The organism is Nonomuraea sp. B12E4, from assembly GCF_039871825.1.
Taxonomy (GTDB): Bacteria; Actinomycetota; Actinomycetes; order Streptosporangiales; family Streptosporangiaceae; genus Nonomuraea.
In genome coordinates, this window is the sequence record NZ_JBDPME010000017.1 from 152,380 (window position 1) to 175,423 (window position 23,044).

The following is a 23,044-nucleotide window of genomic DNA, read 5'->3' on the forward strand; positions in this document are numbered from 1 at the left end:
TCGCGAATCACCCCGGTATGTCAACGCTTACTTCTGTTCGAGCTCCGCGAGGAACCCCTCGCAGACCGCGCTCATCCGCTCCACGGTCATGCTGCGCGAGCCCACCAGCACCTGGATGGCCAGCCCGTCGATCATGCCGATCAGCCGGTTGGCGTACTCCACCGCGTCACCCTCGCGCAGCAGGCCGAGCGTCTGCCCGTCGCGGATCACGGCCGCCACGATGCGCCGCCACTCGCCGTAGACGCGCTCGTTGAGGTCCTGCAGCTCCGGCTCGCGCAGCGCCTCGCTCCACAACTCCATCCACACCCGCCAGGCCCGTACGGTCTCCTCGCCCACCGGCAGGTAGGAGCGGACGAAGGCGAGCAGCCTGGCCCGCGGGTCGTCCTCGCCCTCGAAGATCGGCCTGCGGCGGTCGATCGAGCGCTGGAAGTTGTACTCGAAGGCCGCGTGCACGACCTCGCGCTTGCTGGCGAAGTAGTAGTGAACGGTGCCGCTGCTCATGCCGGCGCGCCTGGCCACGTCGGAGATCCGCATCGACCGCAGCCCGACCTCCGCGATCACCCCGCAGGCGGCGCGCAGGATCTGCTCGCGGCGCTCGAACTCGACGCTGGGACGCGGCATGCGAAACCTCTCCACGATATCTGGCTGATCAGTCAATTTTGACGAACTGTATCCGCCCGTGAGGGTGGTTCGGCACAGTTCCCCGGCATCTCCCGTCAACCCGACGGCGGCGATCACCGTACATCGACCTGCCCGTACGTTCCGGAGGGTTGTCGCGGCTATCGCGACGCGGACTCGTCGTACAGGACACGGGTCCGGCACCCGGTCCGCCCGGAGATCGCCATGGCGGCAGCGTCGGCAAAAGGTCAGGCAAGGACGGTTTCCGGACGCGGAACGTCCGGAACCAGCCCTACGGTGGCGCCATGACCAACAGCGACCACTGGTGGGAACCGCCCACCACCGGCACCGAGGCCGAGCACCTCGCCGGCGCGCTCGACCGCCTGCGCGTGACCTTCCGCTGGAAGGCCGACGGCCTCGACGCCGCCGGGCTGCGGACCCGCGTGGGCTCCTCGTCCCTGACGCTGGGCGGCCTGCTCAAGCACCTCGCGTGTGTCGAGGAGCAGATCTTCGGCACCAAACTCAGCGGCACGCCGCTCGGCGCCCCGTGGAACACCGCCCCCTGGGACGCCGACCCCGACTGGGACTTCAACTCGGCCGAAGGCGACACCCCCGAAGAGCTCTACGCGCTCTGGGACACCACCGTCGAACGGTCCCGGGCCACCCTCGACGCTGCCCTCGCGGCCGGCGGGCTCGACCAGCTCGTCCACCTCACGTTCGGCGACGGGCGCCGGGTCAGCCTGCGCCGGCTGGTGTGCGACCTGGTCGAGGAGTACGGGCGGCACACCGGGCACGCCGATCTGCTCCGCGAAGCCGTGGACGGGCGGGTCGGCGAGGACCCTCCGGCCGGATGGCGTGTTTCCCGATGAACCTGGAGTTCAGCGGTGAGATGTGGTTCTGGAGGGGTCCGGCGCCGTGGCACTTCATCACCGTGCCGGACGAGGAGTGCCACGACCTGAGAACGACCGTTCCCGCGGTGAGCTACGGCTGGGGCATGATCCCGGTCACGGCCCGGATCCGGGAAACCCGGTGGAGGACGTCGTTGTATCCCAAGGACGGGCGCTATCTCGTGCCGGTGAAGACGGCCGTGCGGAAGGCCGAAGGACTCGACGTGGGAGACGTGGTGACCGTCTCCCTGACCGTCGGCGTCTGACCCATCCGGCACGGCCCGGCGATCAACGGATCGAATCCGAGCGCGCCCACGACTGAGGCGACGACCGCCAGGCCGTCCGAGACCGCGTCGAGCCCAGGACCCGGCGGGTGATCGTTCGCGGCCTCAGCGGGTGGAGAGGGGCAGGCGGACGGCCGGCGGGAGCGGGGCCGGGGCGGGGTTCGCCCGGAATGACTGGATCATCAGGGCGGCGAGGCGGCGTGAGGCCGCCGCCCGCATCTCGGGTGACTCGGCGCGGATGCCCTCGTTCGCCATCAGGGCCAGGATGATGTCCTCCAGGACGAAATCCGCCCGCAGGTCCCCCGCCTCCTTCGCGCGCCGGATGAGCCGGAGCAGCAGACGCAGCGTGCGGTCGCGGTCGGCGGCGAAATAGTCGACCCGCGAGACGAAGGCGCGGGAGAAGCCCCGGTCGAGGGCGTTGACCTCCATGAGCTTCTCGATCACCAGGCAGAACCCGCGCCACGGGTCGGCGGCCGCCAGGCCCTCCTCGACGACCGCCGAGCACATCGCCATCGCCTCGGCGAAGGCCTCGGCGAACAGCGCTTCCTTGGTCGGGAAGTGCCGGTAGACGGTCGCGGCCCCCACTTCCGCCCGCCGGGCGATCTCGCGGATCGGCACGTCGAGGCCCTCGGCGGCGAAGGCCGCGCGGGCGACCGCGAGGATGCGCTCGCGGTTGTCGCGGGCGTCCGAGCGCAGTTTCTGACTCACTTCGGCCGTCACCGCTCTCACTTTAGCCAAACGGACGGGGTGTTCCGTTACGGTGCGGCGCATGAGAGCTGTTCAGTTTTCCGAGTACGGCCCGCCGAACGTGGTGCATGTCGCCGAGGTCGAGGAGCCACACGCCGGGCCGGGGATGATCCGCATCGCCGTACGGGCGTCCGGGGTCGCGGCCGGGGAGGCCTATTTCCGCTCCGGCATGCTGCGTGACGTGGTGCCCACGACCTTCCCGTACCGGACCGGGTTCGACGCCGCGGGCGTGGTGGACGAGGTCGGCGAGGGGGTGACGGGCGTCGGCCCGGGCGACGAGGTGTTCGGCGTGACCACCACGACCGGGCGCGGCGCCAACGCCGACCACGCGGTCCTGACCGCCTGGGCTCCCAAGCCGGCCGCGTGGAGCTGGGAGGAGGCGGGCGGTGCCGCGGGCAGCGTCGAGACGGCCACCCGGGTCCTCGACCGGCTCGCCGTCGGGGCCGGGCACACCGTGCTGGTGCAGGGCGCGGCGGGCGGGGTGGGCACGATCGCCGTCCAGCTCGCGGTCGCCCGGGGTGCCGCCGTCATCGGTACGGCCGGCGAGCACAACCACGACTTCCTGCGGTCCCTGGGGGCGGAGCCGACGACGTACGGGGGAGGGCTGATCGAGCGGGTCCGCGCGCTGGCACCGGAGGGGGTGGACGCGGTGTTCGACTGCGCCGGAGGGGCGCTGCCCGACCTGGTCGCCATCGCCGGGGATCCGGCGCGCGTGGTGACGATCGCCGACTTCACCGCGGCGGCGCACGGCGTGCACATGTCGCAGACGGCGCTGGCCGACGACACGGGCGCCGCCGCCGTCGGAGCCGCCGCGGACCCGCTGGCGCTGCACGGCCTCGACGCCGCGGTCGCGCTCGCCGAGCAGGGACGGCTGCGGGTGCCGGTCGCGGCGGTGTTCCCGCTGGCCGAGGCGGCGGCCGCGCACGAGCTGAGCGAGAGCCGCCACGCTCGCGGGAAGATCGTGCTGGTGAACTGATCGGGCGCCCGTAACCGGCCCCGACGGCCGGTTGCGGGCCCGATGCCGTTGTGCGGACACCTCGCCCGCCGCTTCCTATCACTAATGACGAAGACCTGGCGGTGGTGTTTTGACAGCCTGTCGTTGGGCTTCAGTGAATGGCCATGCGTTGCCGGGTCCGTCCGATTCGGCCTCGGGGGACGCGGATCCCGACGCCTGCAGGCTCCCGAACACGCCGACCCGCCACAGCGGGGAGGTGACCTCGGCCGCTCCCATCACGAGCCTGACGATCACCCTCCAGGGCGTCGGGTTCAACCCCTACAACGGCGCCCGCGAATACTTCGACACGCAGACCCTGGACAACCCGTTCAACTGACCGGCCGCTGAGGGGATCGGCCGATCCCCTCAGCACATGTCCCGGGCGGTGGGCTCACGCCGGGCAGCGTGTGCCTCAGTCCCACGCGGGATCCTCGGCCAGCTTCTCCGCGATCCGGTCGTGAAAGCTCCTGCGCGCGAGGGCCTGCTCGATGTCGGTGACGACCCGGGTGAGGGGGTAGGGGATCTCGGCCTCGATCTCGGCGACGGCGGCCTCGGTGGCCCGCCACTCCGCCGCCAGGCGACCCACGATGCCGCGGGCCTTGTCGGTGAGCGTCACCTTCTTGCTGCGCGCGTCGTCACCCTCGACGGTGTGGACCCAGCCGGCCTCGCGCATCGCGGCGACCTTCTGGCTGAGCGCCGAGTGCGTCCGGCCGACCGACTCGGCCAGTTCGGTGATGGTCATCGGCCCGAGGGCGTGCAGCCGGAGCAGCTCCATGACGAAGCTCGGCCTGAGCCCTTCGATGCGCTTGTCGGTGTAGAGCCGGGCGATGTCCGCGTCCATGGCGGCCTGAAGGACCCGCAGCGGCCGCCAGATGCTCTCCTGGGTGGGATCGGGGGCGTGGGAATAGGTCATACGCGTATCATATAAGAACTTATATAAGTACTGTTATCCCAGTGATCGAAAAGATAGAGACACGACGGGGGCGGCTCTGCGAGGCTGTAGCGGCGATCTCGAGGGAGGTCCCGTGACGGACGACGATGAGCAGGCCCGCCTCGGTGCGTTCAGCGCCCGGCTCCAGAGTGACGACGTCCACGTCGTCTCCAGGGCCCTGGAGAGCTATCAGACGGCGGAGGCGCACACCAGGTTCGGCGGGGACAATCCCTACTGGCCGCTCGCCGGCGAAGTGCTCTTCGCGGCCCGCGACCTGCTGGGCATGCCTCCCTCGCCCGGGGACGAGGACATCCCGGAGGGCCGTACCCACTCCAGCGCTCTCACGGTGATGATGCACCTCGCCGAGGCCGAGGACGCGGACCTGATCGCCGACGCGCTGGAAGGCGCCCCGACCGCGGGAGTACGGGAGGCGGCGCTCCGCGCGGCCCGCTCCGCCCTCATGGAGGGCGAGGAGCCGAACCCGCGGCTGCTGGCGATGATCAGTGCCATGGTCCTCGACGAGACCCTGGACGTATCGGATCGGCAGGACGCCTTGAGCGCCCTGGACGATCTCGACTCCCCCGAGGTGGAGGCCCTGATCGTCCGCGTCAGCGAGTCGAGCGATCTCGAACTCCAGGTGTCCGCCGCGTCGTGTCTGGCGACGCCTCTGCGGCTCCGCGTGCACCGCGACCGGGTCCGGCGGCTCGTGGAGTCCTGGCCGCAGGAGGCGGGCCTGGCGGCCGAATGGGTACGCGAAGCGGTCGCGGGCTTCCACAGCACGTACTGGGAGGATGCCCGGCTGGACGATCCCGCACTCCGGAACGCCCACGACGAGCTGCGGTTCCCGCTCAGCGACGAGGCGTGCCTGCGGGCGTTCGCCACGTTGCTGCGCAGCGATGACCCGGTCGCCGTGGGCATCGCGCTCGACCACTACCAATCCTCGGACGGGTTGCGGCGCGTCCTGGAGGACAAGGAAGTGGCCAAGCCCTACCTGCCCGAGGTGCTGGATCGCGCCCGCGAGGTGCTCCGGCGGCCGATGTCACCCGCCGAGCCGAGCGCCCTGAACATGATCGGGGCCCATCATGCCGAGCCCGGGGACGCCGACCTGGTGCTGGACGTGCTCCGGCGAACCGACTCGGACGCGGTCCGCGACCAGGCGATCTGGATGGCGTACGGGGTCCTCGACGCGTCCGAGGTGAAGGACGGCAGGCTGGTCGACGCGCTGGCAGGCTTGATCTTCGAACCGTCCGCCGGCTTCAGCCTGGTCAAGGAGACGGCGGTGCGGATCCTGGCTCGCGGTCTGGGCGCGGCGGCGGACGACGTCCTCCTGCGCGCGCTGCGCGAGGGCGAGCCGCACGTGCAGTCACACGCAGCCCACTGGCTGGTCGAGACGGGTGGCCTGGAAAGGCACCGCGCCGTCTTGGAGGAGGTGGCCGAGAGCTGGGAAGACGGGCCCCCACGGCATGCCTGGGGCGAGGACCCCGTCGACATGATCTTCGGCACGCCGCACAGCGTCCACTGGGAAGGTCACCGGCTGGCGGACCCGGACCTGTATCGCGCCCACCGGAGGCTGAGGGCGCCCGGGGTGGACGAGTCCTACCACCGTGCTCTTCGCACCCTGCTCGACAGCGGCGACCCGGCGGCCGTGGGCATCGCCCTCGACCACTGGTGGAGCCCGGACGGCGCCGTGGACCGAGGCGGGGAGAAGGCACGGGAACCCGAGCGGGCGCTCGTCCTGGACCGCGTCCGGGAGGTGCTGCGGCAGCCGCCGTCACCGCCCGAGCTCAGCCGCCGGTACGGTCCCGGCGCCAATCACCTCACCGCCCTGTCGGTGCTGCGCGTCGTGGCGCCGGACGAGCCGTTCCTGCTGGCCGAGGTCGTGGAGGGCGCCACGCGCGACCTGATTCGCGACCAGGCCCTCGATGCGGTGGACACGATCTTCAAGAAGGCGGAGGAGGCCCACCCCCGGCTCGTCGAGGCCCTCGGGAACGTCGCGTGCGACGGCACGGTGCCGATGCGCGACCGCATCAGGGCCCTGGAGCTGCTGGACGAGTCCCCGGGTTTCAACTCCGTGAAGGCCCTCGTACGCGCGACGCGCTGCCCCGAGGTGGAGGTTCAGGCCGCTGCCGCGTGGGGCCTGATGTGGGAGGACATCATCGAGGACCATCGCCCCATGCTCAAAGCGCTCGACGCGAGCTGGCCGGCGGCGGACGTCCCCTACGAGATCACGCGAGTACGCGACCTGCTCAACGCGGCCGACGGGCCGGCCGACTGATCCGGCAGAGGCCGCGTTCACCGTCCTAGGATGGCCGTACGGCGAGCGATCCCCGTGTCACGCGCTCGGCCACCGGCGGCACCCCGGACGAGACCTTCCACGAGAGGGCGAGGAGAATCCCCATGCGGACCGGCATCGTCATGACAGCACAGCCGGGTCTGGAGCGCCTGGCCGCCCGCGCGGAAGAGCTGGGTTTCAGCAGCCTGTGGGTGTACGACACGCCGATGGTCCACGGCGACCCGTTCGTCAGCCTCGCGCTCTGCGCCAAGGCCACCAGCCGGATCAGGCTCGGCATCGGTGTCACCTCCCCGGCACTGCGCTCAGCCCCCGCCGCCGCCGCGGCGCTCGGCAGCCTCAACGCCCTCGCGCCCGGCCGCGTCATCTGCGGCGTCGGCACCGGCAACACGGCACGACGCACGCTGGGCATGCGGCCCACGAAGGTGGCGGAGCTGGAGTCGTTCGCGGCCGCCCTCCAGGCTCTCATCGCCGGCCGCGAGACGGACTACCGCGAGGGAGCCCGGTCCAGCAGGGTGCGATTCCTGCACGCCGGCCCGTACGTCAACACCGAGGACCCGGTGGAGTTCGTCGTGGCCGCGTTCGGGCCGAAGGTCGCCGCGCTCGCCGGGCGCCTCGGTGCGGGACTGATCTCCTTCGCGATGCACGACCCCGCGGCCTGGTCCGCGCTCGGCCAGGCCCGGCGGGCGGCCGGCGGCGGCGAGGGGAGTTCGTACCTCATCTCCGCCCTGCGGGTTCTCGCCGACGGCGAGGACCGTCACGGCGATTCCGTCAAGGACGCGGTGGGGCACATCGCGCTGAGCGCGCTGATCTTCGGTGCGGACGATCCCGACTTCCGCGCGGTCCTCCCCCCGGAGCAGGCGGCGGCCGTCGATCGCCTGCTCCAGTTGCGCGGCACCGGCGTCGCCGACCCCGGCCGGCACCACGCGCTCTACCACAACTACCTCGGGCCGCTGTCCCCCGCGGACCGCGGGCTCATCGTGCCCTCCCTGGTGGACAGGTTCGGCCTGGTCGGCACCAGGGACGAGCTCATCGGGCGGATCGACGTGCTGGAGAAGGCGGGGGTGGACGAGCTCGTGCTCCATCCCGCCGTGGACCCGGAGGCGGAGATGGCCGAGTTCGCGCGGCTACTGCTCTGAGGCCGCCGCACCGCCGCCGAGGGGCTTCTCGAAGCAGGTGGAGTAGGTCATCGCGGTGTAGGGCGGGTAGAGGGGGATGCGGGTGTAGCCCTCGCGCTCGTACAGGCGGATCGCCTCGGGCTGGCGGTCCCCGGTGTGCAGGATGACGCGGGCGGCGCCGAGGTCCCGGGCCGCCCGCTCGGCCGCCGCGAGGAGGCCGCGCGCCACCCCGCTCCCCCGGTGTGACGGGACGACGTACATGCGCTTGATCTCGATCTCCTCGTCGAGGCGGCGCAGCAGGATGTGGCCGACGGCCCGGCCGGCGTCGAAGGCGACGCCGGTGAACACCACGGACCCGGCCTCGACGGTCACCGGGGCGGTTCCGGGGCCGGAGAACCGGTCGCCGTAGCGCTGGTTCATCTCCTCGGTCATGGCCGCGCGCAGGTCCACGGCCGCCGGGTGGTCGAAGGGGACGGCCCGGACGAGGTACGTGGTCCACTCGGTCGTCATTCGCCTGCTCCCCGCGCTGTGTCGTCGTCCCTGCCGGCCCGCGTCGTCGCGCCGGCCGACGTCAGCAGCGTACGGGGTGCGCACCCGCCCACCCGCGGCCGGGGCCCGGCCCGCGCCTCGCTGGTAGGGCAGCATGGCGTCACCTCGCCCGACAACACTGAGTAACCTTCGGTCACGTTCCGCTACGTGATCGAGCGGCAATCACCACAACCGATCTGTCCAGCCGTATTGGAGGTACCGCGACATGCGCCGCACCCCGTCCGTCCTGCTCGTCCCCCTGGCCGCCACCGCACTGCTCCTGAGCCCGGCCCCGGCCGCGCAGGCCGTCGTCGATCCCGCGAAGATGCAGGTCCTGGAGTCGGTCCAGAAGCTCGATCCCGTGATGATGGCCAACTGTACGACCGGCGGCGTCGCCGATCCCGTCGGGGCCGTGACCGTCCCGCCCGAGGCACCGCTCGTGGGCTGTCTCACGCTCTGACCCTCCCGCGTGGTGGCGAGGGCCCGTGCGAGCCCTCGCCACCCGCGTCCCACGCCCGGCTCCGGACAAATCGCTCGACGGGGCCGGGTGGCCGCCTTCACGATGGTCCCGATGCATCGATCATGGGAACACGTCGATCAGCGGCAGGGGACGGTCCCCCCGCGCCGGCGGGCTCCGGGGCGGTGCGCAGCACGGCGATCCGCTGCCAGCTCCAGCCTTGCCGGCCGCGGCCCGGGGCTAATCCGCTCCTTCGTCGAAGTCGAGCAGGGTGTAGGCGTCACGTGTGGCGAGCTTGTCCCCCGGGTTGACCAGCAGGCACTGGCCGAAGGACAGGCAGCCGCAGCCGACGCACTCGGTGAACCGGTCGCGCATGCGCTCCAGCTTGGTGATGCGGGCGTTGATGGCCTCGCTCCAGCACTCCGACGCCCTCAGCCACAGCTCCCGGGTGGGAGCGACCTGGTGCGGCAGGTAAGCGAGCACGCCCTCGATCACCGACAGCGGCATGCCGACGCTCTGCGAGGCGCGGATGAACGCGAGCCTGCGCAGCGTGCTGCGGTGGTAGCGGCGCTGGTTGCCCGTGGTGCGGCGGCTGGCGATGAGCCCCTTGCGCTCATAGAAGCGCAGGGCCGAGGCGGGCACGCCGCTGCGCTCGGACAGCTCCCCGATGGTCAGCTCGGCGGCGATCGCGTCGGAATCCGGCATACGGCCAACCTAGCTTGACTTGAACCTTGGTTTAACGACGAGCCTGGTCGTGCCGGGGCGCCCGAAGGACGCCGCGTTTCCCATGTGACCAGCGGGTCCCGGCTCATCGGCCCTGCCCAGGACCCGCGGAGCACCTGTCCGGCGGATCGTCGCGGCCGGCTGGGCGCGCATCACCGGCAGGTGATCCCGTACACCTCCATCTGGCACAGCAGGAAGGCACCATGCGTACACTCCACGGCAAGACCGCCCTCATCACCGGCGCGAGCAGGGGAATCGGCCGGGCCATCGCCCTGCGCCTGGCGCGGGACGGCGCCCGGGTCGCCGTGCACTACGGCGGCAACGAGCGGGCCGCCAAGGAAACCGTCGCCGCGATCGAGGCGGAGGGCGGGCAGGCCTTCTGCCTGCAGGCCGAGCTGGGCACGCCCGGCGACGCCGAACGCCTGTGGGCCGCGTTCGACACGCGCGCCGGCGAGCTGGACATCCTGGTCAACAACGCGGGCATCCTCAACGACGAGCCCGGAATCGAGCATGTGACCAGAGGGCAGTTCGAGCGGATCTTCGCGGTCAACGCCACCGCCCCGTTCTTCGTCACCCAGCTCGCGCTGCCGCGGCTGCGCGACGGCGGCCGGATCGTCAACATCTCCACGATGCTGACCCGCGGCTCGGCCATGCCGCAATCCATCAGCTACGCCATGTCCAAGGGCGCGCTCGACGTGCTCACCTCGACGCTGGCCAAGCAGCTCGGCCCCCGCGCGATCACCGTCAACACCGTGGCGCCCGGCGTCATCGACACCGACATGCATCAGGGCAGGCTCGTCGGGGACGCGCTGGCCTGGCTGTCGTCGCTGTCGCCGTTGGGCCGCGTGGGCACCCCCGAGGACATCGCCGGCGTGGTGGCCTTCCTGGCCTCCGACGACAGCCGCTGGCTGACCGGCAACTGGCTGGACGCCTCGGGAGGAACCCTGCTCTGACGTGATGGACCGGGGCTGCCCGGCGGAGACGGATCCGGCGGATCGCCGCCGGATCGCCGCCGGATCGCGGCCGGATCGCCGCCGGATCGCGGCCGGATCGCGGCCGGCCGATCGTGCCGCGTCGTCGATGAGCTTCTGCTTGGCGGGGACCTCGTCCGGGGTGACGTAGGCTCAGCGGAGCTGATGTCCGTCCTGCAACCCCTGGTGGACTGGAGCTACCAGCGGCGTGGGCCGTCCGCCGCCGGGTGATGTCACAGGGGGTGCCGCTGTCTCGTCTTAGGGAGTGCAGGCAGTCGTCGGTCAAGGAGCAACGGTGATCAGGTCGAGCTCGAACGCAAGCGGCAGGTCGGGCCGGAAGGGGGAGCCGGCGTGAGCCGGACCGGGAAGTTCGAGGAGCTACGGCCGCTGCTGTTCTCGATCGCGTACCGGATCCTGGGCAGCGTGAGCGAGGCCGAGGACGCGGTCCAGGAGACCTGGCTGCGTTTCGAGGAGTCCGCGGCGGAGCCCCGGTCGGTCAAGGCCTACCTCTCGGCCACGGTGACCCGGGTCTCGATCGACGTGTTGCGCTCGGCCCGCGTCCGGCGGGAGGAGTACGTCGGGCCGTGGTTCCCCGAGCCGCTGCTCACCGACCCGTACGAGGATCCGGCGCGGGCGGCGGAGCTGGCCGACTCGGTGTCGATGGCGGCCCTGTTGCTGCTCGAACGGCTCAGCCCGCTGGAGCGGGCGGTCTTCGTCCTGCGGGAGGTGTTCGACTTCGGCTTTCCGGAGGTCTCCTCGGCGGTGGGCCGCTCGGAGGCGGCGTGCCGCCAGCTCGCGGTGCGGGCGAGGCGCCACATGGCCGCGGGCCGGCCCCGCTTCGAGGCCGGCCGCAAGGAACGGGAGGAGCTGGCGTCGCGGTTCTTCGACGCGCTGCGCGAAGGCGACGTCGCCGCCCTGCGGGGGCTGCTCGCCGCCGACGTGTCGATGGTCGGCGACGGCGGCGGCAAGGCCCCGCAGCTCGCCAGGGCCGTCATGGGCGCCGAGCGCGTGGCCCGGCTGCTCGCCACCGTCTTCCCCCTGATGGCCCGGTTCGACGTGACGTTCGAGCCGCACGAGGTCAACGGCCAGCCGGGCGCGATCTTCCGCGACCGGGACGGCAAGGTGCTCCACACCCTGGCGATCGACGTGCTCGGCGGGCAGATCCAGGCGATTCGCGCGGTGATCAACCCGGACAAGCTCGGGCACGTGGGCCCGGTCGCGGACGCCTGGGCGATCCACCGCGAAATACGGCAGGCACACTGGCCCCCGGCCCGATAGCTCACCGCCTTGAGGTACGCGGCTGAGGCGACACTGGTCTCTGAGCCCCGGCATCGAGTTACGATCATGGCTCTCGCAGTCTGATGTGGCGTGCTGCGGCGAATGGGGGACCGGACGGTGGACTGCTCCCGCGAGGCGGAGCGCGCCCGGCGTACGGCTGTCGACTTCGCAAACGAACTCATCGGGCAACAGGCCATGAAGGAAAACAAGACGATCGATGACGTGCTGCGTGAATCGCGCGAGCTGATCGAGAAGCTCCAGGTGAGCCTGAGGAAGTCCTCTACGTCGCCGGCGACTTGATGCGTTGGATGCCCGGCCGTGTTCGACGGAAGCAGAAGCGGCCACCTCGGCCACCTCGCCACTAGGTAGAAGCCCTCATCGGGATAGCGCCGTCCGGGAAGCCCGTACATGGGGGCCGGTGACGCGGGGTGGTGGAGACCAGCCCCTTCGGCCGGTACGGCTTCTACGCTGGTCGCCGTGGGTGATGCCGATCGGCTCAGGATGGTGGGGGGACGCCGGGGCCGGGCCGGCTGATCCAGTCGGCGCGTTCGGCGTTGGAGATGTAGCCGCCCCCGCCCGGGTAGACCCAGGCGCCGTTGAGGGTGCGGCCGTCGGGTCCGAAGGTGCCCTGGTAGTAGGCGGGGGAGCCGCGGTCGCCCGCCCAGATGGTGAGGGTGTCGTCCACGAGTTCGTAGGTGTAGTCGAGGGTGCTGCCGTCCTCGCCGTAGTAGCGGGATTTGAGGTCGGCGCTGGGCTCGGCCATCAGCTTCCGCTCCCGGCCGATGATCTCGAAGCCGTGCGTGCCGCCCAGCTCGACGTCCTGCTGGAGGAAGTAATCGTTCAGCCAGCGGTAGGTCACCGTTCCCTCGTGCCCTCCGGTGATCTTCCAGGTGCCGACGAGCCTGTTCAGGGCCTGCAGTGCCAGGTCTTCGGTCATCGCCGTCTCCTTCGAAGCGGGTTCTCACTACAGACCGGCCCCCGCGCGAAAATTCATCGGTAGTCATGAAATGTCATGTTCGGGGTCTCGCGCCTCCGTGCGGGGCATCCTTCATGCGCCGTTTGTTGTGTTCCGGCGCGGTCTCGCCGACCATGACGTCTCATGAGCCACGCCGCGTCGGATGACGGTAACCAGCACCATCACGGGCCTCTTCACGAGCTCGCCGAGCGCATTCACCACCACCATGAGGACGCCGTCCACCGCAGGGAGGAGGCGGAGCTGGTCGCCGCCGCCGAAGAGGCCGGGTTCGACCTGGAGACCGACCTCGGGCACCCCCTGTCCCACCCCGGCGGGGAGGCGTTCGACATGGACACCGACCTGGGCGTGGATCACGATCGCTGATCGCCGTCACTCACGCGGGAGGACTCCGGCGTGCGGGTGGCCGGAGTCCTCGCGGTCATCGGGGCCGCGCTGACCTCCCTCGACCAGGTCCGCCGGCGCCCGAGCACCTGGCTGCGCCGGCAGTCATCCGATCTCCGGCCCGCCGCGCCTCAGGCGGGATGACCGGTGGGTCCGCGGTACGCGCGCCCCTCCGGATACATCGGATGTCAACCCTTGTTAAGGGGAAGTTTCGATGCTAATTCCTAGGTCAAGGTTGCCGTGTGATCGGAGATAAATCCTGTGCCCCGCCCCTCACGGCGGCGTGTCGGCTCGACCTTGACCGCCGCGCTGGTGCTCGCCACCGGATTACCCGCCCCCACTTCGGCCGTCGCCGACAGCCACCACACACCCGATGACTTGACCCTCTGGTACGACGAACCCGCCACCGACTGGGAGACCCAGGCCCTGCCGATCGGCAACGGGCCCCTGGGTGCGAAGGTGTTCGGCGGCGTGGCCTCGGAGCAGCTCCAGTTCAACGAGAAGACGTTGTGGACCGGCGGCCCCGGCGTCACCGGCTACGACTTCGGCAACTGGAAGACGCCGCGGCCGGGCGCCATCGCCGAGGTACGGCAGCGGATCGACCGCGACGCGCGGATGACGCCGGAGGAGGTGGCCGCCAGGCTGGGCCAGCCCAAGACGGGTTTCGGGGCGTACCAGACGTTCGGCGACCTGTTCCTCGACTTCGCCGGCGCGCCCCAGAACCCCGAGGACTACCGCCGCGAGCTGAGCCTGCGCGAGGCCGTCGCGCGCGTCGGCTACACCGCCGGCGGGGTGCGGTACTCGCGTGAATACTTCGCCGGCAACCCCGGCAACGTCATCGTCGGCAGGATCGCCGCCGACCAGGGCGGCAAGGTGTCCTTCACGCTGCGGCACACCTCGCCGCGCAACGACAAGACGGTCACCGCCGCCGGCGGCCGGCTCACCATCCGCGGCCGGCTGAGCGACAACAAGATGACCTTCGAGGCCCAGGTCCAGGTGATCGCCCAGGGCGGCACCCGTACCGACGCCGGGGACAAGATCACCGTCACCGGTGCCGACAGCGCCGTGTTCGTGCTGTCGGCCGGCACCGACTATGCCGGCACCTATCCCGCCTACCGGGGCGAGGACCCGCACGCCAAGGTCACCGCCGCGGTGGACACCGCCGCCGCCAAGGGCTACGACGACCTGCGCAAGGCGCACGTCGCCGACTACCGCAAGCTGTTCGACCGGGTACGGCTCGACCTCGGCGGCGGAGTCCCCGCCGTCCCCACCGACGAGCTGCGCAGGAACTACACCGGCGGCTCCTCCGCCGACGACCGGGCACTGGAGGCGCTGTTCTTCGCCTACGGCCGCTACCTGCTGATCTCCTCCTCGCGGGAGAACGACCTGCTGCCCGCCAACCTGCAGGGGGTGTGGAACAACTCGACCAGCCCGCCCTGGTCGGCCGACTACCACGTCAACATCAACCTGCAGATGAACTACTGGCTCGCCGAGCAGACCAACCTGCACGAGACCACCGAACCGTACGACCGCTACATCGCGGCCATGGTCGAGCCCGGCCGCAAGACGGCGCGGGACATGTACGGCGCCCGCGGCTGGATGGTCAACAACGAGACCAACCCCTTCGGCTTCACCGGCGTGCACGACTACGCCGGCTCCTTCTGGTTCCCCGAGGCCGCCGCCTGGACCACCCAGCACCTGTACGACACCTACCGCTTCACCGGTGACACCGGCTACCTGCGGGAGACCGCGTACCCGGTGATCAAGGGCGCGGCGGAGTTCTGGCTGGACTTCCTGCACACCGACCCGCGCGACGGCAAGCTGGTCGTCTCCCCGAGTTACTCCCCCGAGCACGGCGACTTCTCCGCCGGGGCGTCGATGTCCCAGCAGATCGTCCGCGAGGTGCTCACCAACGCCCTCGCCGCGGCCAAGCAGCTCAAGGTCGACCCGGACTTCCAGGCCGAGGCGAGCGCGGCCCTGGCCAAGCTCGGCCCGGGCCTGCGCATCGGCTCCTGGGGGCAGCTCCAGGAGTGGAAGACCGACTGGGACTCCAAGACCGACACCCACCGGCACGTCTCCCATCTGTACGCCCTGCACCCCGGCAACCAGATCACCCCGGGCACCCCGGAGGCCGCGGCGGCCGAGGTCTCGCTGAACGCGCGCGGCGACGGCGGCACCGGCTGGTCGAAAGCCTGGAAGATCAACTTCTGGGCGCGGCTGCTGGACGGCGACCACTCCCACAAGATGCTCGCCGAGCAGCTCAAGTCCTCCACGCTGGACAACCTGTGGGACACCCACCCGCCGTTCCAGATCGACGGCAACTTCGGCGCCACCTCCGGCATCGCCGAGATGCTGGTGCAGAGCCAGCAGGACGTGGTGCACGTGCTGCCCGCGCTGCCGTCCGCCTGGCTCGACGGCTCGGTGTCCGGGCTGCGTGCCCGCGGTGACGTCACCGTGGACGCCACCTGGAAGGACGGCGCCCCCGACACCGTCACCGTGCACCCCGGCAAAACCGGCCCGATCAAGGTCAGGTCGGCGTTCGTCGCCGGCCGCTACCGCGTCTACGACGAGCGCGGCCACGAGGTCGGGCCGCACCGCGACGGCGACACCCTGAGCTGGAACGCCCGCGCCGGCAAGGCGTACACCATCCAGAACGAGGCCGCCGTCGCCCTGCGGGCCCCCGCCACCGCCATGCCGGGCACGCCGTTCGAGGCGGAGGTCACCGTGACCGCCACCCGCCGCCGCGCGGTCCCGGCCGCCGGCGTGACGCTCACCGCGCCGCAGGGCTGGACCGTCGAACCGGCCACCCGCGACCTGCCCGCCACGGCCCCCGGCCAGACCCGGACCGCCGTCTTCACCGTCACCCCGGGCCCGGCGGACGGCTCACGGCGGGCGGTGCTCTCGGCGGCGGTCACCGGGAGTTCCTGGAAGGGCGCGGCCGGCGCCGTGCTCGCCCTGGAACCCTGCGCGCCGGCCGAGCCCGGCTCGCTGCTGGTCGCCTGGGACCCGAAGGAGGGTGGCACGGTCGCCGACACCTCCGGCCACGGCCGCGACGCCACCGTCACCGGCGGCGCCCCGGCCTACGACTCCACCGCACCGAGCGGCAGCGGGCTGGAGCTGGACGGGAACACGTACCTGACGACCGGCGCGACCACGCTCGGGCTGGTGCGGGAGGCGACGTTCGCGGCCGAGGTCAAGGTGGGCGGCAGCGGCTACCGGCGGCTGTTCGACTCCCAGCCGTCCGGCGACCCGGGCACCGACGGCGTGCTCATCGACGTCACCCCGGACAACACGCTGCGCTTCATCGGCGCGGGCGCCAGTATCGGGCTCAACACCACGCTGCCGACCGGCCGCTGGATCGACGTGGTGGTCACCCTGGACCGGACGGGCGCGGTGACCGCGTACGTGGACGGTGAGCCCAAGGCCACGGCCCAGGCCACCGCGGACGGCATCGCCGGCTGCGCCTCCCGCCCGCTGCGCTTCGGCGCCGACCAGGGCGGTGGGCAGCGGCTGACCGGCGGGGTGGACCGCGCCGCCGTACTCGCTCGGGCGCTGACCGCCGAGGAGGTGAGGACCTGGCGGGACCTCGCCTTCCCGTAGGACCGCCCGCTGTCCCGCCCAAGCGGGAGTGAGTCCCCGTTCGAAAGTCGGCCCTGGCCATTGCCGGTGTGGTAACGCGCAGGAAACGCGCTGTTCTGTTGGATCTCCTCGAACGGCCGGAACCGAGGAGGAGGCAGCGTCATGGAGGGTCAGCGGTCAGGGGCGTCCCGGCGGTCGGTGCTGGGTTTGATGGGGGCCGTGCCGGTCGTGGCGGCGGGTGCCGCGATGGCGGGCCCGGCCTCCGCTGAGCCGGCCCGGCGCGCCAGGGTGCCGAAGGAGATGCGCCCGGGCGGGGAGTATGACCGGTACGCCGCCAAGCAGGCCGCCGCCGATGAGTTCTCGGGCACCATTCTGGTGGCGTACGACGGCGAACCGGTGCTGGAGCGGGCCTACGGCATGGCCGACAAGGACAGGTCGATCCGCAACCGGACCGACACCCTGTTCTATCTCGCCTCGATCGGCAAGTCCTTCACGGCCACGGCGCTGCTCCAACTGGTTCAGCGGGGCAAGGTGGACTTGAAGGAGAAGCTGGGCACCTACCTGGACGGGTTCCCGGCCAAGGTGGCCGGCACGGTGACCGTTCACCAGTTGCTGACGCACACCTCGGGCGTGGGCCGGTCACCCATCCGCACGGGGCCGCCTGATCCGGAGGAGCTGGCGTGGGACTCGGTCGAGGAGGTGTGGGAAGGCACCCTGAAGATCATCCGCGCGCAGGACCTGCGGTTCACTCCGGGGACGGACTGGCAGTACAGCAATGACGGGTTCACGGTGCTCGGCGCGATCGTGGCCGCGGCGTCGGGGCAGGACTACTACGAATACGTACGGGAGCACGTGTTCGATCCGGCCGGGATGGAGCGCACGGGTTTCTACACCAGGCCGGAGGTGCTGGCCTCGGACGACATCGCCCACAGCTACGCGACCGACCGCAAGACCGGCGAACTGGTCGACTTCACCAGAAGTGAGATGTTCCCGTTCGTCGGTCTGCCGGCCGGCGGCTCCTTCTCCACTGCTCGGGAGCTGCTGAAGTTCGTGACGGCGTTACGGGAGGACGGCAGGCTGCTCAAGCGCTCGTTCGCCGAACTGGCCACCAGCGGCAAGGAGCCGGATGTCGCCCCCGACGACCAGCCGGACCCGCGGCTACAGTGCACGCACTACGGCTATGGGTTCGCGACCAGCATCTTCAATTTCCAGCGTATTTACGGCCACACCGGCGGTGGCAGCGGGGTGGGCAACAGCTACAACGTCTATCCCGAACTGGACTGTGTGTCGGTGGTCCTCGGCAACTACGACAGCTCGCACTCCAGACCGCTGGTCCGGGTGGAACGCCGGCTCGTCACCAGGTAACGGCGTGTGCTGGTCGGAGCCGCCCGTGGAGGAAGCGGCGTCAGCCGGGCCGGCCCGGTAGCGGGGTGGCGCGGTCGGCCACGATCTCGTAGACCAGGTCGGTGGTGATGGAGCCGACCCGGGTCGGCTCGGAGGTGATCCGCTCCAGGTCGCCCATGCCGGTGGCGACGATCTTGACGGCGCTCGTCAGCCGGCAGATCACGCTTGCCCGTGAGGCTGGCGACGGCCGCAGCGCCCGCGGGGAGGCCGTACGGGGCAGCGCGTTCCTGTTCACCACCGCACGCTGAAGGTGAGACGGGCGGGAACCGCCGCGGGTTCCCGCCTTCCTGTCAAGGAGCCGCGTAGAGGGGCGCGAGGTCGATGAAGATGCGGTAGTCCGAGATCAGGCCGTCGTCGCGGGTCTGCCAGATCGACACGGCGGCGAGGCTGACCTCTCCGCCGTCGAGCCGCCGGTAGGTCACCTCGGTCTCGGCGATGGTGTCGGCGCCGACGCGCCACTCCCGCACGACACGGTGCTCCAGCCCGCCGATGGTGGCGAAGAACGCCCGCAGCCCGATGGTGATCGCCTCGTGTCCCACCATCGGCTCGGCGTTGCCGAACACCAGGGTGGCATCCTCGGCGAGTAACTTCACGAACTCGTCCGGCTCGAAGGAGTCGACTGTCTGGAACACCCGGCGTACCTCGTCATCGGACATGCCGCTCATCTCCCGGCTCAGGACCCTACGGAGCTATCACCAAGATGCGCGTCTTGCCGCCGCGGGGCAAGCGGCTCGTCAGAGCATCAGGACGCCCGGGCCGCCGGGCGATCCGGACACGGCCCTGGCCAGGCCGGTGGCGGCTTCTTCCAAGGAGTACGTGGCACCGACGGCCACGCTCAGGGAGCCGTTGCCGAGCAGGGCGGCCAGGGCGGTGGTCCGGTCACGCGCCGCCCGGCTCTGCGATCCGCTCCCACATCGACTTCATCTCGGCGAAGCCCTGCTCCATGATCCCCACCATGGCCTGCCTGGCCCGCTCGCCGTCGCGCCGCTGGATCGCCTGAGCCACGTCGGTGTGCAGCCGCAACGCCTGCTCGTCCGGATAGTGCGGCATCAGGTGGTAGTGGTGACGGCCGGCCAGCACCTCGGCGACGATCAGTTGCAGCTTCGCGAACATCTCGTTGTCGGAGGCGGCCAGCACCCGCCGGTGGAACTCGATGTCCAGATCGAGGAAGCGCGCCTCGTCACCGGCCTTCCCGGCGGCCCACATCTTGGCCGCGAGCCCCACCAACTCGCTCGCCTCGTCGTCGTCGATCCGCTCGGCGGCGAGCCAGGCGGCGTAGGGCTCGATCGCGGTCCGCAGCTCGGTGATCGAGCGCATCTGCGCCATCCGCCCGTCCGAGGCGAGCCGCCAGCGGATCACCTGCGGATCGAAGACGCTCCACGCCCCGGCGGGCTGGATCATGATCCCGACCCGGCGCCGGGTCTCGATGAGACCCATGGAGGCCAGCACCCGCAGCACCTCGCGAATCACCGAGCGGGAGACCTGGTAGCGGTCGACCAGCTCTTCGATGCTCTGGACGGAGCCCGCGGCCACGTCGCCGCTGCAGATGGCGGTGCCGAGGTGGCCGAGGACGCGTGCGTGCAGCCCGGCCTCGGCAGAGGCGGGCCGGGTGGGTGCGCCCCCTGGAGAGGACTGCTTCACGGCATAAAGCATATCAGTTGGAAGTCAGCCCTTGAATAAGTCAGCTTTTTTGTCCTAGCATCCCCGCATTAAACAGATGTTACGGCGATGTGGCGCTCATGCGGGGGCGGCGGCCATGACGGAAAGGCGAGATGACGTGCGACGTCGATCGATATTCGGTACATCTCTGGCCGTGGTTGTCGCCATGAGCCTGTCCGCCTGTGGCGGTGGTGGTGGCGACGACGGCGGGTCGAAGACGATCCGGGTCACCCTGGCCAACCACGTCTGGACCGACAACCTCAAGAAGGCGCTGCCGGAGTTCGAGAAGCAGACCGGGCTCAAGGTCGAGGTCACCCAGCTCGGCGAGGACCAGCTCTCCGACCAGTACAACGTCAAGCTGAACGCCGGCTCGTCCGACATCGACGTGATGATGTACCGGCCCCTGCAGGAGGGCAAGCTCTTCGCCAAGAACGAGTATCTCGCCGACCTGTCGGCCCAGGTGAAGTCGAACGCGGGCTGGAACTTCGGCGACTTCCAGGCCGGGCCGATGGAGGCCACCACCTACGAGGGCAAGCCGGTCGGCATCCCGATCATCACCGAGCAGGAGGTCCTCTACTACCGCAAGGACCTGCTCGACAAGGCCGGCCTGAGCGCCCCGCCGAAGACCCTCGACGAGCTGAAGACCGCCGCCGCCAAGATCAAGGCGGCCGAGCCGGACGTCGCCGGGTTCGTCGCCCGCACCGGCAAGTCGACGGCGGTCACCCAGTTCTCCAGCTTCCTCTACAGCTTCGGCGGCGACTTCGTCGACGGCGGCGGCAGGGCGGCGGTCGGCAGCGTCGTGGCCAAGCAGGCCTACGCCTTCTACGGCGGGCTGATCAAGGACTCCGGCCCGGCGAACGTCAGCACCGACATGGGCTGGCCCGAGGCGATGGCCATCTTCACCCAGGGCAAGGCCGCCTTCTACACCGAGGCGAACTCGCTCTACAAGAACGCCACCGACCCGGCCAAGTCCAAGGTCGCCGACCAGGTCGGTTTCGCGCCGTTCCCGGCCGGCCCGGCCGGATCGAAGCCGTACAACATCCCGTCCTGGGCGCTGGGCATCAACTCCAGCTCCGAGAACACGGCCAACGCCTGGAAATTCATCGAGTGGGCCACCGGCAAGGAGCAGACGCTCGCCCAGCAGAAGTCCGGCGTGCCGGGCGCCCGCGCCTCCGTCTGGGCCGACCCGGAGGGCACCGCGGGCTTCCCGAAGGACCTGGTTGAGGCCATCGAGGCCAGCACCAAGACCGGGGTGAGCCACGATCGGCCGGTGGTCGTGAAGGTCGCCGAGGCCCGCGAGATCGTCGGCCAGCCGCTCGTGGACGCGATCACCGGCAAGGACCCCGCGGCGGCCGCGGTCACGGCCAACACCGCCTTCCAGGCGTTCCTGGACGACGAGGCCAAGTAAGCCCCATGGCAACGATCACCACCGAGGCACCGCGCGGCGCCGCCGCCGTGCCCGAGACGCCCGGCTGGGCGCGCTGGGTCGACGACCACCGTAAATGGCTCTTCGCCGCGCCCGCGATGGCCTTCGTCGCGGCGCTGCTCGTGTTCCCGCTGGCCTGGACCGGCTACCTCAGCCTGACCGACGCCGAGGGGTCCGTCCGCGCGGAGAGCGAGTTCGTGGGCCTGCGGAACTACCTCGACGTCCTGTCGGACACCGAGCGGTTCTGGCCCGCCGTCGGGCGGACCGCCACGTTCACCGTCGTCGCGCTGCTGTTCGAGGTGGTGCTCGGGATGGCGATCGCGCTGCTGCTGTGGCGGCCGTTCAAGGGGCAGCGGTGGGTCCGGGTCGCCATCCTGCTGCCGCTCGTGGCCACCCCGGTCGCGGTCGGCATGATGTGGCGGCTCATCTTCGACCCGAACATCGGCATGGCCAACCAGGTCCTCGGCTGGGTCGGTGTCGGGCCGCAGCCGTGGCTCGCCGGCCGGCACTCGGCCCTGCCCACCACGATCTTCATCGACGTGTGGCAGTGGACGCCGATGGTGGTGCTGATCCTGCTCGCCGGGCTCACCTCGCTGTCGGACGAGCCGCAGGAGGCCGCGCGCATCGACGGCGCCAGCACCTGGCAGCGTTTCCGGCACGTCACCCTGCCGCTGCTGATGCCCACGCTGACCGTGGCGGTCCTGCTGCGCGGCATCGACGCGCTGAAGACCTTCGACATCCTCTACTCCACGAAGGGCCGCGGCGGCGGCTCGTTCCACGAGGTGGAGACGCTCAACGTGTACGCCTACGGTCTCAGCTTCGACTACAACGAGTACGGCGTCTCCTCCACCGTCCTCATCCTCTTCTTCCTGATCATCATCGGGGCGATGTGGGCCCTGACCGCCCGGCGCAAGGAGGCGCGGCGATGAGGCCCTCCCCCGCCTACCGGGTGTTCCGGGTGGTGGCGCTCGCCGTCGTGGTGCTCGTCCTGGTCGCGCCGCTGCTCTGGATGATCGCCGCGTCGTTCAAGACCAACGTCGACATCTACGACCCGGGCAAGGCGCTGGCCTTCTCCCCCACCCTGGCCAACTACGCCAAGGTGCTCCAGCAGGCGAACTACACCGAGTTCATCGTCAACAGCCTCTGGGTGGCCTTCGCCGCGACCGTGGCGTCGCTGATCCTCGGGCTGCCGGCGGCGTACTCGATGAGCCGGTTCAACATGAGGAAGTCGGCGCTGGTGGTGCTGATGGCGCGGGTCATCCCCGGCGTCTCGCTGCTGGTGCCCTGGTACTACGTCTTCTCCAACCTGAAGATGGTCGGCGGCTTCGGGGTGCTGATCATCAGCCACATGTTCGTGTCGCTGCCGCTCGTGGTCTACATCATGATGGGCTACTTCGACAGCCTGCCCACGGAACTGGAGGAGGCGGCGCTGGTCGACGGGCTGACCCACGTCGGCGCGTTCCGGCGGATCACCCTGCCGCTGTCGGTGCCGGGCATCGCCACCGCGGGGATCCTGTCCTTCATCTTCTCCTGGAACAACTTCATGTTCGCGCTCGTGCTCTCCGACGCCGACACCAAGACCCTGCCCGTGGCGATCTTCGACTTCGTCGGCTACGCCAGCATCGACTGGGGCGGCCTGATGGCGGCGGCCACCGTGGTCACTCTGCCGATCATGGTGATCGCCCTGTTCGTCCAGAAGTACGTGGTCTCGGGGCTCACCGCCGGCGCGACCAAGGGCTGACCGGCATGACGACCATCGCGCGCGTCGGAATGGTGCCTCGAACCCCGCGAGA

At 70.6% G+C, this 23,044-nt stretch carries 24 protein-coding genes; 15 read left to right on the top strand and 9 right to left on the bottom strand.

Annotated elements, in window-relative coordinates; translation table 11 throughout:
• Positions 1-27: 27 nt before the first annotated feature.
• The gene (locus ABGB18_RS32035) at positions 28-621 is read right to left on the bottom strand and encodes a TetR/AcrR family transcriptional regulator (protein ID WP_347699372.1); all 594 of its coding nucleotides are present in this window, start codon (positions 619-621) and stop codon (positions 28-30) included.
• Between the two features lie 302 nt (positions 622-923).
• Between ABGB18_RS32035 and ABGB18_RS32040 the strand changes: the two genes are divergently transcribed.
• Positions 924-1,487, top strand: a complete 564-nt coding sequence (locus ABGB18_RS32040; RefSeq protein ID WP_347699373.1) for a DinB family protein — start codon at positions 924-926, stop codon at positions 1,485-1,487.
• On the top strand, positions 1,484-1,771 hold the full coding sequence (locus ABGB18_RS32045) for a DUF1905 domain-containing protein (protein WP_347699374.1): 288 nt from the start codon (positions 1,484-1,486) through the stop codon (positions 1,769-1,771). Before ABGB18_RS32040 ends, ABGB18_RS32045 begins: the two co-directional genes overlap by 4 nt.
• Positions 1,772-1,894: 123 nt before the next feature.
• Here the strand turns inward: ABGB18_RS32045 and ABGB18_RS32050 are convergent, their stop codons facing one another.
• Positions 1,895-2,509, bottom strand: coding sequence for a TetR family transcriptional regulator (locus ABGB18_RS32050; protein ID WP_347699375.1), 615 nt, complete (start codon positions 2,507-2,509; stop codon positions 1,895-1,897).
• Between the two features lie 49 nt (positions 2,510-2,558).
• Here ABGB18_RS32050 and ABGB18_RS32055 point away from each other — a divergent pair, with 49 nt between their 5' ends.
• Positions 2,559-3,512 (top strand): NADP-dependent oxidoreductase, encoded by a 954-nt coding sequence (locus ABGB18_RS32055; RefSeq protein ID WP_347699376.1) that lies wholly within the window; start codon positions 2,559-2,561, stop codon positions 3,510-3,512.
• A 430-nt stretch (positions 3,513-3,942) separates the two neighbouring features.
• On the opposite strand, the gene ABGB18_RS32060 is transcribed toward ABGB18_RS32055, so the two are convergent.
• Positions 3,943-4,443, bottom strand: coding sequence for a MarR family transcriptional regulator (locus ABGB18_RS32060; protein ID WP_347699377.1), 501 nt, complete (start codon positions 4,441-4,443; stop codon positions 3,943-3,945).
• A 112-nt stretch (positions 4,444-4,555) separates the two neighbouring features.
• On the opposite strand from ABGB18_RS32060, the gene ABGB18_RS32065 reads away from it, so the two are divergent.
• Entirely contained in the window at positions 4,556-6,736 is a 2,181-nt protein-coding gene (locus ABGB18_RS32065) for a hypothetical protein (protein WP_347699378.1), read from the top strand.
• 122 nt (positions 6,737-6,858) lie between these two features.
• Entirely contained in the window at positions 6,859-7,890 is a 1,032-nt protein-coding gene (locus tag ABGB18_RS32070) for an LLM class flavin-dependent oxidoreductase (RefSeq protein ID WP_347699379.1), read from the top strand.
• Here the strand turns inward: ABGB18_RS32070 and ABGB18_RS32075 are convergent.
• The gene (locus ABGB18_RS32075) at positions 7,879-8,514 is read right to left on the bottom strand and encodes a GNAT family N-acetyltransferase (RefSeq protein WP_347699380.1); all 636 of its coding nucleotides are present in this window, start codon (positions 8,512-8,514) and stop codon (positions 7,879-7,881) included. The genes ABGB18_RS32070 and ABGB18_RS32075 overlap by 12 nt on opposite strands.
• Before the next feature lie 109 nt (positions 8,515-8,623).
• On the opposite strand from ABGB18_RS32075, the gene ABGB18_RS32080 reads away from it, so the two are divergent.
• Positions 8,624-8,857 carry a hypothetical protein gene (locus ABGB18_RS32080; protein WP_347699381.1) on the top strand — a complete coding sequence of 78 codons (234 nt, stop codon included), beginning with the start codon at positions 8,624-8,626 and terminating at the stop codon, positions 8,855-8,857.
• A gap of 237 nt (positions 8,858-9,094) precedes the next feature.
• Here ABGB18_RS32080 and soxR read toward each other — a convergent pair whose 3' ends face one another.
• A complete protein-coding gene (soxR, locus tag ABGB18_RS32085; RefSeq protein WP_347699382.1) occupies positions 9,095-9,559 on the bottom strand; it encodes a redox-sensitive transcriptional activator SoxR in 465 nt (154 codons plus the stop codon).
• Positions 9,560-9,780: 221 nt separating this feature from the next.
• Here soxR and ABGB18_RS32090 point away from each other — a divergent pair, with 221 nt between their 5' ends.
• From ABGB18_RS32090 to ABGB18_RS32100, 3 genes are all read left to right on the top strand, one after another.
• Complete coding sequence (locus tag ABGB18_RS32090) at positions 9,781-10,530, top strand: SDR family oxidoreductase (RefSeq protein ID WP_347699383.1); 750 nt, start codon at positions 9,781-9,783, stop codon at positions 10,528-10,530.
• Positions 10,531-10,899: 369 nt separating this feature from the next.
• Positions 10,900-11,826, top strand: coding sequence for an RNA polymerase sigma-70 factor (locus ABGB18_RS32095; protein WP_347699384.1), 927 nt, complete (start codon positions 10,900-10,902; stop codon positions 11,824-11,826).
• Positions 11,827-11,916: 90 nt separating this feature from the next.
• A complete protein-coding gene (locus tag ABGB18_RS32100; protein WP_347699385.1) occupies positions 11,917-12,126 on the top strand; it encodes a hypothetical protein in 210 nt (69 codons plus the stop codon).
• A gap of 196 nt (positions 12,127-12,322) precedes the next feature.
• Here the strand turns inward: ABGB18_RS32100 and ABGB18_RS32105 are convergent, their stop codons facing one another.
• Positions 12,323-12,763: a hypothetical protein gene (locus ABGB18_RS32105; RefSeq protein WP_347699386.1), complete on the bottom strand. Its 441-nt coding sequence runs from the start codon at positions 12,761-12,763 to the stop codon at positions 12,323-12,325.
• 162 nt (positions 12,764-12,925) lie between these two features.
• On the opposite strand from ABGB18_RS32105, the gene ABGB18_RS32110 reads away from it, so the two are divergent.
• The 3 genes from ABGB18_RS32110 (at position 12,926) to ABGB18_RS32120 (ending at position 18,127) form a co-directional block, all read left to right on the top strand.
• Positions 12,926-13,165: a hypothetical protein gene (locus ABGB18_RS32110; protein ID WP_347699387.1), complete on the top strand. Its 240-nt coding sequence runs from the start codon at positions 12,926-12,928 to the stop codon at positions 13,163-13,165.
• Positions 13,166-13,444: 279 nt separating this feature from the next.
• Positions 13,445-16,783: a glycoside hydrolase N-terminal domain-containing protein gene (locus ABGB18_RS32115; RefSeq protein ID WP_347699388.1), complete on the top strand. Its 3,339-nt coding sequence runs from the start codon at positions 13,445-13,447 to the stop codon at positions 16,781-16,783.
• A 141-nt stretch (positions 16,784-16,924) separates the two neighbouring features.
• Positions 16,925-18,127: a serine hydrolase domain-containing protein gene (locus ABGB18_RS32120; RefSeq protein ID WP_347699389.1), complete on the top strand. Its 1,203-nt coding sequence runs from the start codon at positions 16,925-16,927 to the stop codon at positions 18,125-18,127.
• A gap of 40 nt (positions 18,128-18,167) precedes the next feature.
• Here ABGB18_RS32120 and ABGB18_RS32125 read toward each other — a convergent pair whose 3' ends face one another.
• The 3 genes from ABGB18_RS32125 to ABGB18_RS32135 form a co-directional block, all read right to left on the bottom strand.
• On the bottom strand, positions 18,168-18,401 hold the full coding sequence (locus tag ABGB18_RS32125; protein ID WP_347699390.1) for a hypothetical protein: 234 nt from the start codon (positions 18,399-18,401) through the stop codon (positions 18,168-18,170).
• A gap of 55 nt (positions 18,402-18,456) precedes the next feature.
• Positions 18,457-18,822, bottom strand: coding sequence for a nuclear transport factor 2 family protein (locus ABGB18_RS32130; RefSeq protein WP_347699391.1), 366 nt, complete (start codon positions 18,820-18,822; stop codon positions 18,457-18,459).
• 223 nt (positions 18,823-19,045) lie between these two features.
• Positions 19,046-19,807 (bottom strand): FCD domain-containing protein, encoded by a 762-nt coding sequence (locus ABGB18_RS32135; protein WP_347699392.1) that lies wholly within the window; start codon positions 19,805-19,807, stop codon positions 19,046-19,048.
• A 172-nt stretch (positions 19,808-19,979) separates the two neighbouring features.
• On the opposite strand from ABGB18_RS32135, the gene ABGB18_RS32140 reads away from it, so the two are divergent.
• Genes ABGB18_RS32140 through ABGB18_RS32150 form a run of 3 tightly spaced genes read left to right on the top strand, consistent with a single transcriptional unit; the run spans position 19,980 to position 22,992 of the window.
• Positions 19,980-21,233 carry a sugar ABC transporter substrate-binding protein gene (locus ABGB18_RS32140; protein WP_347699393.1) on the top strand — a complete coding sequence of 418 codons (1,254 nt, stop codon included), beginning with the start codon at positions 19,980-19,982 and terminating at the stop codon, positions 21,231-21,233.
• A 5-nt stretch (positions 21,234-21,238) separates the two neighbouring features.
• Complete coding sequence (locus ABGB18_RS32145) at positions 21,239-22,180, top strand: sugar ABC transporter permease (protein WP_347699394.1); 942 nt, start codon at positions 21,239-21,241, stop codon at positions 22,178-22,180.
• Entirely contained in the window at positions 22,177-22,992 is an 816-nt protein-coding gene (locus ABGB18_RS32150; protein ID WP_347699395.1) for a carbohydrate ABC transporter permease, read from the top strand. Before ABGB18_RS32145 ends, ABGB18_RS32150 begins: the two co-directional genes overlap by 4 nt.
• Positions 22,993-23,044 lie beyond the last annotated feature (52 nt).